The organism is Streptomyces sp. NPDC050549, assembly GCF_040655035.1.
In the GTDB taxonomy this organism is placed as follows: domain Bacteria; phylum Actinomycetota; class Actinomycetes; order Streptomycetales; family Streptomycetaceae; genus Streptomyces.
Genome location: NZ_JBFAJD010000029.1, coordinates 111,032 through 125,002 on the forward strand (window position 1 = coordinate 111,032; position 13,971 = coordinate 125,002).

The 13,971-nt window shown below is 71.4% G+C and carries 15 protein-coding genes; 11 read left to right on the forward strand and 4 right to left on the reverse strand.

Features of this window, described 5'->3' with window-relative positions:
* Positions 1 to 26: 26 nt before the first annotated feature.
* The 3 genes from AB0I51_RS33610 to AB0I51_RS33620 are packed head-to-tail and all read left to right on the forward strand — an operon-like array spanning position 27 to position 3,691.
* Positions 27 to 1,595 carry an IucA/IucC family siderophore biosynthesis protein gene (locus AB0I51_RS33610; protein ID WP_362981736.1) on the forward strand — a complete coding sequence of 523 codons (1,569 nt, stop codon included), beginning with the start codon at positions 27 to 29 and terminating at the stop codon, positions 1,593 to 1,595.
* A 9-nt stretch (positions 1,596 to 1,604) separates the two neighbouring features.
* Positions 1,605 to 2,870, forward strand: a complete 1,266-nt coding sequence (locus AB0I51_RS33615; RefSeq protein WP_362981738.1) for a VWA domain-containing protein — start codon at positions 1,605 to 1,607, stop codon at positions 2,868 to 2,870.
* The gene (locus AB0I51_RS33620) at positions 2,870 to 3,691 is read left to right on the forward strand and encodes a hypothetical protein (RefSeq protein WP_362981740.1); all 822 of its coding nucleotides are present in this window, start codon (positions 2,870 to 2,872) and stop codon (positions 3,689 to 3,691) included. Before AB0I51_RS33615 ends, AB0I51_RS33620 begins: the two co-directional genes overlap by 1 nt.
* A 54-nt stretch (positions 3,692 to 3,745) precedes the next feature.
* Here AB0I51_RS33620 and AB0I51_RS33625 read toward each other — a convergent pair whose 3' ends face one another.
* The gene (locus AB0I51_RS33625; RefSeq protein WP_362981742.1) at positions 3,746 to 4,375 is read right to left on the reverse strand and encodes a winged helix-turn-helix transcriptional regulator; all 630 of its coding nucleotides are present in this window, start codon (positions 4,373 to 4,375) and stop codon (positions 3,746 to 3,748) included.
* 88 nt (positions 4,376 to 4,463) lie between these two features.
* Here AB0I51_RS33625 and AB0I51_RS33630 point away from each other — a divergent pair, with 88 nt between their 5' ends.
* From AB0I51_RS33630 to AB0I51_RS33650, 5 genes are read left to right on the forward strand one after another with little or no spacing between them, the layout of a single operon-like run.
* A complete protein-coding gene (locus AB0I51_RS33630) occupies positions 4,464 to 5,672 on the forward strand; it encodes a pyridoxal phosphate-dependent aminotransferase (protein WP_362981744.1) in 1,209 nt (402 codons plus the stop codon).
* A gap of 29 nt (positions 5,673 to 5,701) precedes the next feature.
* Entirely contained in the window at positions 5,702 to 6,235 is a 534-nt protein-coding gene (locus AB0I51_RS33635) for an HAD domain-containing protein (RefSeq protein ID WP_362981746.1), read from the forward strand.
* A gap of 3 nt (positions 6,236 to 6,238) precedes the next feature.
* Entirely contained in the window at positions 6,239 to 6,838 is a 600-nt protein-coding gene (locus AB0I51_RS33640; RefSeq protein ID WP_362981748.1) for a histidine phosphatase family protein, read from the forward strand.
* 50 nt (positions 6,839 to 6,888) lie between these two features.
* Positions 6,889 to 7,518, forward strand: a complete 630-nt coding sequence (locus tag AB0I51_RS33645; RefSeq protein WP_362981750.1) for a hypothetical protein — start codon at positions 6,889 to 6,891, stop codon at positions 7,516 to 7,518.
* A 55-nt stretch (positions 7,519 to 7,573) separates the two neighbouring features.
* A complete protein-coding gene (locus tag AB0I51_RS33650; protein WP_362981752.1) occupies positions 7,574 to 7,996 on the forward strand; it encodes a thioesterase family protein in 423 nt (140 codons plus the stop codon).
* An 18-nt stretch (positions 7,997 to 8,014) separates the two neighbouring features.
* On the opposite strand, the gene AB0I51_RS33655 is transcribed toward AB0I51_RS33650, so the two are convergent.
* A complete protein-coding gene (locus tag AB0I51_RS33655; protein WP_362981754.1) occupies positions 8,015 to 8,404 on the reverse strand; it encodes a helix-turn-helix domain-containing protein in 390 nt (129 codons plus the stop codon).
* A 101-nt stretch (positions 8,405 to 8,505) separates the two neighbouring features.
* Here AB0I51_RS33655 and AB0I51_RS33660 point away from each other — a divergent pair, with 101 nt between their 5' ends.
* Positions 8,506 to 9,930 (forward strand): MFS transporter, encoded by a 1,425-nt coding sequence (locus AB0I51_RS33660; RefSeq protein ID WP_362981756.1) that lies wholly within the window; start codon positions 8,506 to 8,508, stop codon positions 9,928 to 9,930.
* Between the two features lie 22 nt (positions 9,931 to 9,952).
* On the opposite strand, the gene AB0I51_RS33665 is transcribed toward AB0I51_RS33660, so the two are convergent.
* On the reverse strand, positions 9,953 to 10,828 hold the full coding sequence (locus tag AB0I51_RS33665) for an SDR family oxidoreductase (RefSeq protein ID WP_362981758.1): 876 nt from the start codon (positions 10,826 to 10,828) through the stop codon (positions 9,953 to 9,955).
* A gap of 87 nt (positions 10,829 to 10,915) precedes the next feature.
* Between AB0I51_RS33665 and AB0I51_RS33670 the strand changes: the two genes are divergently transcribed.
* Together AB0I51_RS33670 and AB0I51_RS33675 are read left to right on the forward strand one after the other, a co-directional pair.
* Complete coding sequence (locus tag AB0I51_RS33670; RefSeq protein ID WP_362981760.1) at positions 10,916 to 11,716, forward strand: helix-turn-helix domain-containing protein; 801 nt, start codon at positions 10,916 to 10,918, stop codon at positions 11,714 to 11,716.
* Positions 11,717 to 11,759: 43 nt separating this feature from the next.
* Positions 11,760 to 12,356, forward strand: a complete 597-nt coding sequence (locus AB0I51_RS33675; protein ID WP_362981762.1) for an exonuclease — start codon at positions 11,760 to 11,762, stop codon at positions 12,354 to 12,356.
* Here AB0I51_RS33675 and AB0I51_RS33680 read toward each other — a convergent pair.
* A complete protein-coding gene (locus tag AB0I51_RS33680) occupies positions 12,348 to 13,718 on the reverse strand; it encodes a nucleobase:cation symporter-2 family protein (RefSeq protein ID WP_362981764.1) in 1,371 nt (456 codons plus the stop codon). The two genes, AB0I51_RS33675 and AB0I51_RS33680, sit on opposite strands and share 9 nt — an antisense overlap.
* Positions 13,719 to 13,971 lie beyond the last annotated feature (253 nt).

Here is a 13,971-nt window from a genome sequence, read left to right on the forward strand (position 1 = left end):
GTCCGTGTCCTGCGATCGCGATCAGTATGTCTCTCGTCGTCACCGACCCTGACGCCCCGTCCGCACCCGAGGAGTCGACCGTGGACCGTCCCCCGCATCCCGAGGCAGAGGTGGCCGAGGAACTCGCCGCCGCACGGCCCGACCTCCTGCAACGGTACGCGGCCGAGCTGCCCGGCGCCCGTGCGGCGGTCCTCACCCGGCTGTGGCGGGCGCTCGCCCATGAGCCGCTGCCGTGGATCACCGGCCGGTCCCCGGGCCTGGTCCTACGGCTCTCCGGCGGCCGGACGCTGCACGGCCCGCCCGCCGATCCGTACGCGACCGACGCGTACGTCACCGTCGTCCACCTCGACGGCGTGGCCCACGACGATCCGGCGCGCCTGATGACCGATCTCGCGGTGCCGCACGGGACGGGCTTCGCGGCCGAACTCGGGCACAGCGTGGCCTCGTTGGCGCTGTCCCGGGCCAACCAGCCCGCGCACACGGAGGAGTGGCCGGAGCACGACTGGGAGTGGGAGCAGCGGATCGTCGACGGGCATCCCTTCCACCCCAGCTGCCGTTCCCGGCCCGGGTTCTCGGTGGCCGAGCAGCTCGCGTACGGGCCCGAGCACCGGCCGGTGGTGGCGCTGGGGTCGGTGCCGGTGCGGGCGGGAGAATGTCTGCTGACCGGCGCGTGGCCGGACGAACTGCGGAACGCGGGGCGGCTGTTGATCCCGGTGCACCCGTGGCAGGCGGCCCATGTGCTGAAGCGCGCGGGGGACGCTCCGGTGGACGCGCATCCGCTGATGTCGCTGCGCACGCTGGCACTGGCGGGCGGCACGCACGTCAAGACCGCGCTGAGCGCGCGGCTGACGTCCTCGGTACGGGACATCTCGGTCTACTCGATCGGTCTGTCAGCGGCCCTGTCTGCATTCGGGGAGACCCTGGCGGCACGCTCGGACGGCCTGTTGCACGTCACCCGCACACTGGGCGCCGTCACGGCCGACTCCCCCGACCTGGCGGCCGTGCTGCGGGAGTCGCCGCAGACGTACGCGGCCACGGAAGCGGGCGAGCGGGTCCTGCCGGTGGCCGCCCTCGCGACCACCGGCCTGCCCCACTCGCCCGTCTGGCTGGCCGAGTTCACCCGTCTCGCTCTCGTCGTAGGTCTGCGTCTGCTGGAGTCCGGTGTGGCCCTTGAGGCACACGGTCAGAACCTGCTGGTGGTGCTGAACCGGACGGGTGCCCCGATCCGCCTGGTGTACCGCGATCTCGCCGACATCCGGGTGAGCCCCAAGCGCCTCGCCCGGCACGGCATTCCGGTCCCGGAGCTGAGCGGACGGATCGTCACCGACGACGAGACGACCCTGCGCCGCAAGCTGTTCGGCTCGCTGGTGGCGGGCGCGCTCGCGGGTACGGCCGGTTCCGGTACGGCGCTCAGGGCGGCGCTGGCGGCCGTCGTACCGGAGCTGGAGCGGACGCCCGACCTCCTCGCGCTCCTCCGACAGCCGCTGCCGACAAAGGCGTTGACGCTGATGCGGCTGTCGCCGGAGCTGCCCGGGGACCAGTGGACGGGGCTGCCCAACCCGCTCGTTTTGGAGCCCGGTCCATCTGATCAATAGGATCCGGCGATGATCACAAGACAACGGCTGGCGGCGGGGATCTGTGCCCTGCTCGCCACCCTCACGGCCGGGGTCGCCTTCCCGGCCGGAGCGGTCGCCGACGAGACGGACTCCACGGCCTCCCCCAAGGTCGAACTCGTGCTGGACGTCAGCGGTTCCATGAGCGCCAAGGACATCGACGGCGGCTCCCGGATGGCCGCGGCGAAGCAGGCGTTCAACGAGGTGCTCGACGCGACACCCGAGGAAGTGCAGCTCGGCATCCGCACCTTGGGCGCCAACTACCACGGCAACGACCGGAAGACGGGCTGCAAGGACACCGCGCAGCTGTACCCGGTGGGCACCCTGAACCGCACCGAGGCCAAGACCGCGGTGGCGACGCTCCAGCCCACCGGCTGGACACCGATCGGGCCCGCGCTGCTCAAGGCGGCGGACGACCTGGACGGCGGTGACGGCACCCGCCGTATCGTCCTGATCAGCGACGGCGAGGACACCTGCCAGCCGCTGGACCCGTGCGAGGTGGCCCGCGAGATCGCGGCCAAGGGCATCGGCCTGACCATCGACACCCTGGGTCTGGTGCCGGACGCCAAGACCCGCGACCAGCTCAGCTGCATCGCGGACGCGACCGGCGGCACGTACACGTCCGTGCAGCACAAGGAGGAACTCTCCGACCGCATGGGCCAGTTGGTGGACCGCGCGGCCGACCCCGTGGTGACTCCGGTCGCCACCGAGGGGACAGCCCAGTGTTCCAGCGCCCCGACCCTCAAGTCCGGTCTGTACACGGACCGCGAGGAGTTCGGCAAGCAGCGCTTCTACCGCGTGGACGTCGGCCCCGGCCAGGAGCTGCGCGCTTCGGTCAGCGTGGGCGCCGACCGCGAAGTGAACCCGGACTACGGGGTGTTGCTGCGGGCGGTCACCGTGCACGGACGCGAGATCGTGCGCGGCGAGGGCACGGGCAACGGCCGTACGGACGTCATCTCCACCGGGCTGCGCTACCCGAAGGCGGAGAGCGACGACGACAACGCACCGGCCGAGACCGTGTGTCTCCAGGTCACCAACTCCTTCTCGGCGGTCTCCGGGGTGAAGACCACGCCCGGTCTGCCGCTGGAACTGACCGTCGACGTCGTGGACGCGCCCAGCAAGGCGAGCGACGTGGCCGCCTTCGGCCTCGGCCGCGGCTGGTGGCTGCTCGGCGCCCTCGTGCTGACCGGCTTCGTGGCGGGTCTGCTCTGGGGCTGGCTGTCCCGCTGGCGTCTCGCGGTCTGGAGGACCAACTGATGCGGATCACACGTGTGTTGAGCGCGGCCCTGCTGATGGCGGGTCTGGCCGCGGGACCCGCGGTGGCGGACTCCTCGCCCTCCGCGAGCCCCTCCTCCACCTCCTCCGACGGCAGCTCGGCCCCCACTCAGGCCGGCACCTCCTTCCGTACGGCCACGGAACTCGACCAGGGACAGACGGGCACCGCGAGCGGCTCCACGGGTGACTACCTGTACTGGTCGTTCGCCGCGGACGCCGGTCAACGCCCCACCGTCAAGGCGACGGTGAAGCTCCCGGACACGCACGCGGGCGAGACCTGGCAGCTCGATGTCTACGACGGGCTCCGGCGCCGCCAGGCCTGCCAGTACGGGGCCGCGACGCGCACCGCCGCACAGGGCACCGCCTCCCTGGACCTGGCGTGCACGCTGCGTACGGTCCGTGCCTGGTCGGAGCAGTGGGCCAACGACCCGTTGCCCGGGACGTACTACGTCCGGCTGACGGTCGTGGACCTCCAGTCCTCGGACCTGGGCCAGCCGGTGAGCACCGAACTGCGGGTGGACGCCAAGGACATCGGCGGTTCGGCGGCGGTGGACGGCTCGCTGGCGGAGCCTCTGACGCCGGGGATCGCGGTCAAGTCGACGTCGGACGAAGACAGTTCGTCCTCCACGTCGGCGGCGCTGTCGAGCATCGAGCCCGACGGCGGCTGGTCGTCGGGCTGGTGGTCCGACCGCTGGGTGTGGACCGGCGTGGGCGGCGTGCTGGCCGCGCTCGCGGGCATCGGCGGGTATGCGTTGACGCGGGGGTCGGGACGGCCCCGGCGCGTACCGCCGCCCGGCATGTGACGTCTCGTCAGAAGGCCCGCCCCTGGCGGGCCTTCTGTCATACACAGCCCCGTTTCAGGCCTCCCGCAGCGCCTTCGCGAGCGTGCCCTCGCCGCTCACCTCCACTCGTCCGGCGCGCACTGCGTCGGAAAGACTCAACTCCCCCTGGGCGACGGCCGTACAGGTGTCGACACCGAGCACGAGCCGGGCGTCGGGCTCCCGGGGCGCGGGCCCTTCGCCGTAGACCTCGCCATCCCCCTCCAGCCCCACGAACACATGGAACTCCCCTTCCTCCAGCCGGACTTCGACGAGCCCCTCCCCCTCCAGCGCCCGCAGCAGCGGCAGCGCGAACCAGTGGGCGCGTACCGCGTCCGTGGGCCGCCGCTCCCCCAGCTCGGGTGCGCCCCAGGCACCGAGGGCCTGCAGCACGGGCAGCAACTCCCGTCCGCGCCGGGTGAGTTCGTAGACGTAGGCGGCACCGGGCGGCGGCAGCCGCCGCCGCGTCGTCAGCCCGTCCCTCTCCATGTCCTTCAGCCGTGAGGCGAGTACGTCCGTGCTGACGCCCGGCAGATCGGCGTGCAGGTCCGTGTAGCGGCGCGGACCGGCGAGGAGTTCGCGGACGATCAGCAGGGTCCAGCGGTCGCCGACGAGGTCGAGGGCCCGGGCCGCGGAACAGTACTGGTCGTAGCTTCGGCGAGGTGACATGCGACGCAGTCTAGACATGTTGTTGGACTTTCCAAGCTCACACTTGGTAAAACCAAGCAACACACGAAGCCGATGGGGCGAGGGCGCAATGGAGTTCCGGCAGTCGAGCAAGCTCAGCGAGGTCTGTTACGAGATCCGCGGTCCGGTGATCGAGCACGCCAACGCACTGGAGGAGGCGGGCCACAGCGTCCTGCGCCTGAACACCGGCAACCCCGCGCTCTTCGGCTTCGAGGCGCCCGAGGAGATCATCCAGGACATGATCCGGATGCTCCCCCAGGCCCACGGTTACACGGACTCGCGCGGCATCCTCTCCGCCCGCCGCGCGGTCGCCCAGCGCTACCAGACCCTGGGCCTGGAGGTGGACGTCGACGACGTGTTCCTGGGCAACGGCGTCTCCGAGCTGGTCTCCATGGCCGTACAGGCGCTGCTGGAGGACGGCGACGAAATCCTCATCCCCGCCCCGGACTTCCCGCTGTGGACGGCGGTGACGACCCTCTCCGGCGGCAAGGCGGTCCACTACCTCTGCGACGAACAGGCCGACTGGTACCCGGACCTGGACGACATGGCGGCGAAGATCACCGACCGCACCAAGGCCGTCGTCATCATCAACCCGAACAACCCGACCGGCGCCGTCTACCCCAAGGAGATCATCGAGGGCATCCTCGACCTCGCCCGCCGGCACGGCCTGATGGTCTTCGCGGACGAGATCTACGACCAGATCCTCTACGACGACGCCGTGCACCACTCGGCCGCCGCGCTCGCTCCGGACCTGGTCGTCCTCACCTTCTGCGGCCTGTCGAAGACGTACCGGGTGGCCGGCTTCCGCTCGGGCTGGCTGGTGGTGACGGGCCCGAAGCAGCACGCCAAGAACTACCTGGAGGGCCTGACGATGCTGGCCTCCATGCGACTGTGCCCCAACGCGCCCGCGCAGTACGCCATCCAGGCCGCACTGGGCGGCCGTCAGTCCATCCGCGACCTGACCGTTCCGGGCGGGCGACTGCACGAACAGCGCAACGTGGTGTGGGAGAAGCTCAACGAGATCCCCGGGGTGTCGTGCGTGAAGCCGAAGGGCGCGCTGTACGCGTTCCCCCGCCTCGACCCCAAGGTCCACAAGATCCACGACGACGAGAAGTTCGTCCTGGACCTGCTGCTCCGGGAGAAAATCCAGGTGGTCCAGGGCACCGGCTTCAACTGGCCCGCCCCCGACCACTTCCGCATCCTCACGCTGCCGCACGCGGACGACCTGGAGGCGGCGATCGGGCGGATCGGACGGTTCCTCGGCGGGTATCGCCAGTAACCCCGCCCCGCCCTGGGTAGCTCCTCCGCATGACGGACCTCCCCCTACTCCTCCTGGACGTCGACGGCCCCCTCAACCCGTACGGCGCCCGGTTCCTGCGCCACCGCGGCTATGTCACCCGTCGGATGTGGCCGGCGAACTGGTCGGCCCGGCAGGAGCCGGGCTCCCGGCGGCTGCGGCGCGGGCTCCGGGTGCGCCTGCACCCCGGGCACGGCGAACGAATACTGGCGCTGCCGTACGAGCCGGTCTGGGCCACCACCTGGATGCACCACGCCAACGAGATGATCGCGCCGGTGGTAGGGCTCCCCGGCGACCTCCCGGTGATCGAGTTCACCGGCGTGTTCGCGAAGGACCCGGACCGCCTCTACTGGAAGACCCGGCAGGTGGTGGCCTGGGCGGCGGGACGTCCCTTCGTCTGGGTGGACGACCTGGTCACCGACCTGGACGTACGGCACGTCGAGGAGCACCACGACGGTTCGGCGCTCCTCCTCAAGGTGGACCCGCGCAGAGGTCTGCGCGAGACCGATTTCGCGACGTTGGAGCGGTGGGCCCATAGCCTGTGAGGTATGGGCGATCTTTTCCTGGTACGGCATGGAGAGACCGAATGGTCCCGGTCGGGGCGGCACACCGGCTGGACCGATGTCCCGCTGACCGCGAAGGGGCGGGCGGAGGCGCGCGGACTGGTGCCGCTGATCCGTTCGCACCGGGTCGGCGCCGCGTTCGTCAGCCCTTTGCAGCGGGCCCGGGAGACCGCCGAGCTGATCGGTCTGACGGACGTACGCGTCGACCCGGATCTGCGGGAGTGGGACTACGGCGGCTACGAGGGAATCACGACCGTCGAGATCCAGCGCACCCGGCCGGACTGGTTCCTGTTCACCGACGGGGTCGCGCCCGGGCCGCCGGACCATCCCGGGGAGAGCCCGGAGCAGGTGGGGCAGCGCGCCGACCGCGTGCTGGCCGAGGTCGACGCGGCGCTCGCGAACACCGAGGGTGTGGTGGTGCTGGTGGCGCACGGTCATTTCCTGCGGGTCCTCACCGCGCGGCGGCTCGGGCTGCCGCCGTCGTACGGGGCGCTGTTCCAGCTGGCGACCGGGACGCTGGGCCGGCTGGGCACGGAGCACGGGCGGCCGGTGGTCGCCGCCTGGAATGTCAGACCCCCGTCGTAGCCTTCGAATGAGCCGCGAACACCCCTCGACGCGGCGGGGAGGAGCACGCCGTGACACGACCGCCGACCGCCGCGCAGCGGCGTGTCATCGACGCCGCCGATCCCGTCACCGGGCGGCTGCGGGGTACGGAGGCGCAGCTCGCCGCGCTGGTGAAGCGGGGGCTCGCGTTCCGGCATCCGCGCCCGCCGCACGACCACTTTCTGACCCCGGCGGGGCATCGCGTACGGGAGGCACCGCCCGAGGTCGCCGAGCCGGTCGCGGAGACCCTCGCGACCGCCGGGGTCTTCGCCGCCCGGATCGGCGGCGAGGACCTGCCGGACACCGGTCCGGCCCGCACCCGTGAGGTGCACAGCGCCTGGCAGGGCTTGCTGGAGCTGCGCCGGATGACGAATCCGGACGGCTCCGTGGACCGGCCGTGCGGCTGGGAGCGCACACATCTGGTGCAGGCCGCCGCGCTGGCCCTGGAGGCCGCCGGGCACCGGCCGGCCGGTCGGGACGGCACGGGGGGCTACCGGGTGCGGGCGACCCCGCAGCCCGAGGCCGTCGCCGTGCGCGACCCGGACGGGGCGGCGCTGCACGCCTGTGCCGAGACGCTGGAGCGGGCGGGCTGGCAGGTGAGCGAGCACAACGAGCCGCGTACGAGAGCGAGTTGTCTGCTGGCCTCACCGCGAAGAAGCTGAGGGACGTGCCAGGATCGGTGCGGCAGATCGTCCGTCAGTGCGAGAAGGGAACGCAGTGATCGAGCCGTTTTCCGTCCCGGTGACCGTCCGCGGATACGAGACCGACAGCCTGGGGCACCTCAATCAGAGCGTGTATCTGCAGTACGCGGAACATGCCCGCTGGGCGCTGTTGCAGGCCGCGGGGGTGGGCCAGGCCGAGTTGCTCGCCGAGGGGATCGCACCGGTCGTACTGGAGACGACCATCCGCTATCTGCGGGAGCTGCGCGCGGGCGACGAAGTCCAGGTGAGCTGTGTCTTCGAGTGGGGCGAGGGCAAGACGTTCCGGGTCACACAGGCGATCACGAAGCGCGACGGCACGGTCTCCGCGGAGGTCGCGTCGGTCGGCGGGCTGCTGGATCTCAAGGAACGCCGACTGACCGCCCGACCACGGGAGTACTTCAAGCGGTTGACGACCGATCCCGGCCTGTTCGGACTCTGAGGCGGGGTACCGCCACCCTCACTCCGGATCGTGCCGGGTGTCGTAGGCCGCGCGTGACTCGGCGATGTGGACGCGGTTGCGCTCGGCCCAGTCCGTCAGCCGTTGCAGTGTTTCGTGCAACTCCTGGGCCACCGGGGTGAGTCGGTACTCGACCTTGGGCGGCACGGTCGGGAAGACCGTGCGGGTGACGAGTCCGTCGCGCTCCAGGTTGCGCAGCGTCAGGGTCAGCATGCGGCGGCTGATGCCCTCGATGCTGCGCTCCAACTCGGTGAAGCGGATGGGGCCCTGGGCCGCCGCGACCAGGATCTGCACGCTCCATTTGCCGGCGACCCTGTCAAGAACCTCGCGCACCGGGCAGGCGTGCGCGTTCACGACCTGGGTGGTAACACCGGTGTTCCCCTGGGACATCGAAGTGCCTCCTTTTGCCGGCCTTCATGGTTCCCCACGATGTTCCCCGTTACAAGTCGTGCACCTATGGGTGCAGCGGAGAACCATGGAGGCCACGAGCCATGTCGACCCTGTCCGAGGCACCGCCGCGAGGGCTGGAACGAACGTACTCCCGCTGGGCGTCCCTCGTCGTCCTGTGCGCGGGGACACTGATGACGATCCTGGACGGCAACATCGTCACGGTCGCCATGCCGGCGATCCAGCGCGACCTCGGGTTCTCGGCACCAGGGCTCGCCTGGGTCGTCAACGCCTATCTGATCCCGTTCGGCGGACTGCTCCTCCTCGTCGGCCGGCTGGGCGATCTGGTGGGCCGCAAGCGGATGTTCACGGCGGGGCTCGCCGTGTTCACCGCGGCCTCCGTGCTGTGCGGGCTCGCAACGAGCCAGGGCGTGCTGATCGCGGCCCGGGCCGTGCAGGGCGTCGGCGGGGCGATGGCGTCGGCGGTCGTCCTCGGGATGCTCTTCGCACTCTTCCCCGAGCCGCGTGAACTCGCCCGCGCGATCGCCGTGTTCAGCGCCGTCGGCGCGGGCGGCGGAGCCCTCGGCACCTTCCTCGGCGGGGCACTCACCCAGGCCCTGAACTGGCACTGGATCTTCCTGATCAACCTGCCGATCGGGATCGCGGCCTGGTTCGCCGCCGTCCGCGTCCTCGCCCCGGAGCAGGGTGGCGGACTCGCCCGGGGCGCCGACTACCCGGGCGCCGCGCTGGTCACCGGAGCGCTGATGCTCACGGTGTACGTCATCGTCGGCACCGGCGAACGCTCCCTCACCGCCACCGTGCCACTGGCCGCCCTCGCCCTGGCGCTCTTCGTGGCGTTCACCGTCCGCCAGGCCCGGGCCGCCCGCCCGCTGCTGCGCCTGCGACTGTTCCGCTCCCGGCTGCTGACCGGGGCGAACGCCGTGCAGATCCTGATGATCGGCACCATGTTCGGCTTCCAGTTCATCGGCGCGCTGTACGTCCAACGCGTCCTGGGATTCAGCGAGTTGCTCACCGGCACGGCGTTCCTGCCGGCACCGGTCGTGATCGGCGTACTGATGCTGGGCCTGTCGGCACGGACCATCGGCCGCTTCGGCGCCTACCGGGTGCTGCTGGCCGGGCTGGTCCTGATCGTCGCGGGCATGGCCCTGCTGAGCCGCGCCCCCGCCGACGGCTCGTACCTCACAGACGTCCTGCCGCCGCTGCTCCTGCTGGCCTTCGGTTTCGCCGCGGCGATGCCCGCGCTGACCGGGCTCGCCATGGCGGGCGCGCGCGAGGAGGACGCGGGACTGGCCTCCGGGCTCTTCAACACCACGCAGGTGGTGGGTGGTTCACTGGGGCTCGCGGTGCTGTCGACGCTGGCGGCGGGCCGGACCGACGGACTGGTCGCCCGGGGCGCCGAGTTGCTACCGGCGACCGCGGCGGGATACCAACTGGCGTTCCGGGGCGCGGCGTTGATCGCGGCGGCGGCGCTGGTCCTGGCGGCAGGGGTGCTGCGGGGGCGTGACTGACACCGCCCCGCAGCCGACCGGGTCACCCCTCCCCGATCTCCTCCCCGAACGCCGCCCTGTGGTCCTGGGCCCACTCCCGATAGGTGCGCGGAGGGCGGCCCAGGACCTCCCGCACCTCCCCGGTGACGACCTCGTTGCCGCCGTTTCTTACGAACTCCCTGCTGATCTCGGAGGCGTCGATGAACGTGTCGCTGTAGCCGAGACCGAGCAGATACTCACGCGCCTCGGCCGAGGACAGGTCACGCACCTCCACGGGGCGCCCGAGGACCTCGGCCAGTACGGCGGCCTGGTCCGGCACGCTCAGCACCTCGGGTCCGGTCAGTGTGTACGTCCGCCCCGAGTGGCATGCGTCGAGCAGTGCGGCCACCGCCACCTCGGCCACGTCACGCGGGTCGACCACCCCCTGACCGCCGGCGCCGCTCGTGTTCGGCAGCGGCGTGCCCGACCGCACGGATGCCGCCCAGCCGAGCGTGTTCGAGGCGAAGGCGGAGGGGCGCAGGACGGTCCACTCCAACCCACTGTCCCGCACGGCCTGTTCACCGGCCACGTGCCAGCTGCCGACCGGTCCGACGGCGGGGTCGCCGGTGCCGATGCCGGAGAGCTTCACGATCCGGCGCACGCCCGCCGCCCGTGCCGCCTCCACCAGGCCCCGGTCGTGCTCCGCGTCGTCCGGTCCGAACACGCCCACCAGGAAGGCGACTTCGGCGCCGGTCAGCGCGGCGTCCACGGAGGCCCGGTCGGCGGGACGGCCCCGTACCGTCTCCACCCCCGAGGGAATCCGGGCCTTCTCGGGGTCCCGGGTCAGGGCGCGCACCTTCTCGCCGCGCGCCACGAGCCGTCGTACGACCTCGCTGCCGATGGTGCCCGTGGCACCCGTCACTAGGATCATGACCACCACGGTGGGCGGGCAGGGGCCTTCGGTTCTAGGAGATTCCGGCACGTTCGGGGGCCCGGTGCGGGCCGCCGGCGCGCTTACCGTGGAGGGGTGACCAACGCCGAGGTTTCCGAACGGGAGTTGCCCCTGCCGGACGAGCTGCGCCCCTGGATCGCGCGCATCGCCGATCTGACCGTGAACCGCCTCCCGGTTGAGCCGTTCGTCCATCTCCCGGACACGGCGACGAAGTTGGTGGTCCGCGTCGAGGGGAACGGCCGCCGCAGCGTCCTCGTCGTCGGGCCGCGTGTCCGGGCCACGTACCACGCGGCCAAACACCTCGTGGCCTGCGCGGAGCTGCGGCTGACGCCGGGCACCACACGGCCGTTGCTGGGCGTTCCGGCGGTCGATCTCGTCGGCCGGGCCATGCCCCTGGGCGAGCTGCCCGGCCGGGTCGCCCGCCAACTGGACGTCGAGCTGCGCGAGTTGGAGCCAGCGACGGCCGTCGCCCGACTGACGGAGGTCGTCCCCGCCCGTCTCACCGCCGCCGCGGACTCCGCACGCGCCGAACTCGTCCGGGCCGGTGTCGACGCGATGTCGATCCGCATCGGTCACCTGCCCGGTCCGGTTCCCGCCGTTGCCCGTGAACTCGCCGTCAGCGAGCGGCAGTTGCGCAATCTGTTCGCCGAGGGGGTCGGTCTCTCCCCCAAGCACTACGCCCGTATCAACCGGGTGCGGGCCGTGGTGGCCCACGCCACCGAACTCTCCTGGGCCGAACTCGCCGCCGTCACCGGCTACTACGACCAGTCCCACATGACGTCCGACTTCCGCGCCCTGATGGGTGTCCCGCCCCGGTCGTACTTCACGGGCCGGCTCCCCGAGGCCATGCCCTGCCGGGCGGTCGGGCACGGCTGAATTGGGGTGCGGGCCGCCCCGTCCGCCTGCGATGCTCCGGCCCATGGCCGCACGACGCGTCAAGCCCAGCCTGTACATCTCCGTCGACATCGAAGCCGACGGCCCGGTCCCGGGGCCGTACTCCATGCTGAGCCTCGGCGCCGCCGTCGCCGGGACGCAGGACGCCGACGGGTTCACCGCGGCGGATCCGGAGAAGCAGACCTTCTACCGTGAACTGCGGCCGATCGGCGAGGAGTTCGTGCCGGAGGCGCTGGCGGTGAGCGGGCTCGACCGTGACCGGCTGCGGACCGAGGGGGCCGAACCCGCCGCTGCTCTCGCCGAGTTCGGCACCTGGGTGCGTGAAGTCGCCGGGGGCGCCCAGCCGGTGATGTGCGGCTACCCGGCGTCGTACGACTGGATGTTCCTGTACTGGTATCTGATCCGCTTCACCGGCGCGAGCCCCTTCGGGCACTCCGGCTGCCTCGACATGAAGACGCTCTACGCGACGAAGGCCCGGCTGCCGCTGCGTTCCGTGGCCAAGGGCACGATGCCGCGCGTGCTGCTGTCCCGGCGGCGGCACACGCACCATGCCCTCGACGACGCGATCGAGCAGGCCGAGCTGTTCGCCAACCTCATGGCGTGGCCGGGGAGTTCACGGTGACTCACCGACGCCGTAGGAGAACTGCCGACCGGTGCGTGGCGTGGCCTGGGTTTTCCGCCGCCGGCCGAGGTGGTTGAAGACCAGGTTCAGGGCCACCGCCGCCACGCAGCCGGTGGAGATGCCCGAGTCGAGGACGATCCTGACGGTCCCCGGGAACGCGTGGTAGAAGTCCGGTGCGGTGATCGGGATGATGCCGACGGCCAGCGGCACGGCCACGACCAGGACGTTGTCGCCCTTCTCCAGGCCCGCCCCGACCAGGGTCTGGATCCCGCTCGCGGCGACCGAGCCGAACAGGACGATGCCCGCGCCGCCCAGCACCGGGCGCGGTACGACGGCGATGAGCGACGCGGCCATCGGGCACAGGCCCATCAGCACCAGGAAGCCACCGCCGGTGGCGACGACGTAGCGGCTGCGGATGCGGGTCATGGCGACCAGGCCGATGTTCTGGGCGAAGGCGCTGCACATGAAGCCGTTGAAGAGGGGGCTGATCGCGGAGCCGAGAGTGTCGGCGCGCAGGCCCGCCGCGATGGTCGCCTCGTCCGCGGGGCGTTCGACGATCTCGCCCAACGCCAGCATGTCCGCGGTGGATTCGGTCATCGAGACCACCATCACGACGCACATCGAGACGATCGCGGCGAGCTGGAACTGCGGTGCGCCGAAGTGGAAGGGGCTCGGGAAACCGATCACGTCGGCGTCCGCGACCGGGCCGAAGTCCGCGGCTCCGAAGGGGATCGCGAGGAGTGTGCCGAGCAACAGGCCGAGCAGGACGGCCACTTGCCTGGCGAAGCCGCGAGTGAAGCGGCGGAGGAGCAGCACGACGACGAGGGTCGCCGCCGCGAGTCCCAGGTTGGTCGTCGAACCGTAGTCGTACGCCGAGGGGTTGGGCCCCTGCGCCCAGCCGAAGGCGACCGGCAGCAGGGACACACCTATGAGGGTGATCACGGTGCCGGTGACGACCGGCGGGAAGAAGCGGACCGCCCTGCTGAAGAAGGGGGCGGCGAGGAAGCCGAGCAGGCCGGCGACGATCACCGCGCCGAAGACGACGGGCAGCGCGTCGGCCTTGTCTCCGGTGGAGGCCGCGATCGCGGTCATCGGGGCGACCCCGGCGAAGGTGACGCCGTTGACGAAGGGCAGCCGGGCGCCGATCTTCCAGATCCCGAGGGTCTGGAGGAAGGTGGCGAGGCCCGCGGTGAAGAGGCAGGCGCCGGTGAGGAAGGTCAGTTCGTTGCCGGAGAGGCCGACGGCCGTCCCGACGATCAGCGGCGGGGCGACGACACCCGCGTACATGGCGGCCACGTGTTGCAGGCCCGTGGTGGCCATCTTGAGTGCGGGGAGTTTCTCATCAACAGGATGGGTGATCACGTGCGGCTCCTCCGGGCGGGTAACACGTCGGCTCCGACGTGGGTTTCAGGAGGTGGGGCGCGGTCGTGCGGGACCGGGGAACGGAACCCGAAAAAGGGGGGGTGCCCCTATCTGTTTCGTCAACCCTGGTGGGGTCGGCTTGTAGGGGTTGATCCTGGTTTTTGGGAACGTCCCGCGAAGCGGGATGTTCCCGGTGGATCGGGTGGCTGATGGGCAGCCCGGTGGCCGGAGTGGCCGTGCCGGTGCGCGGGCG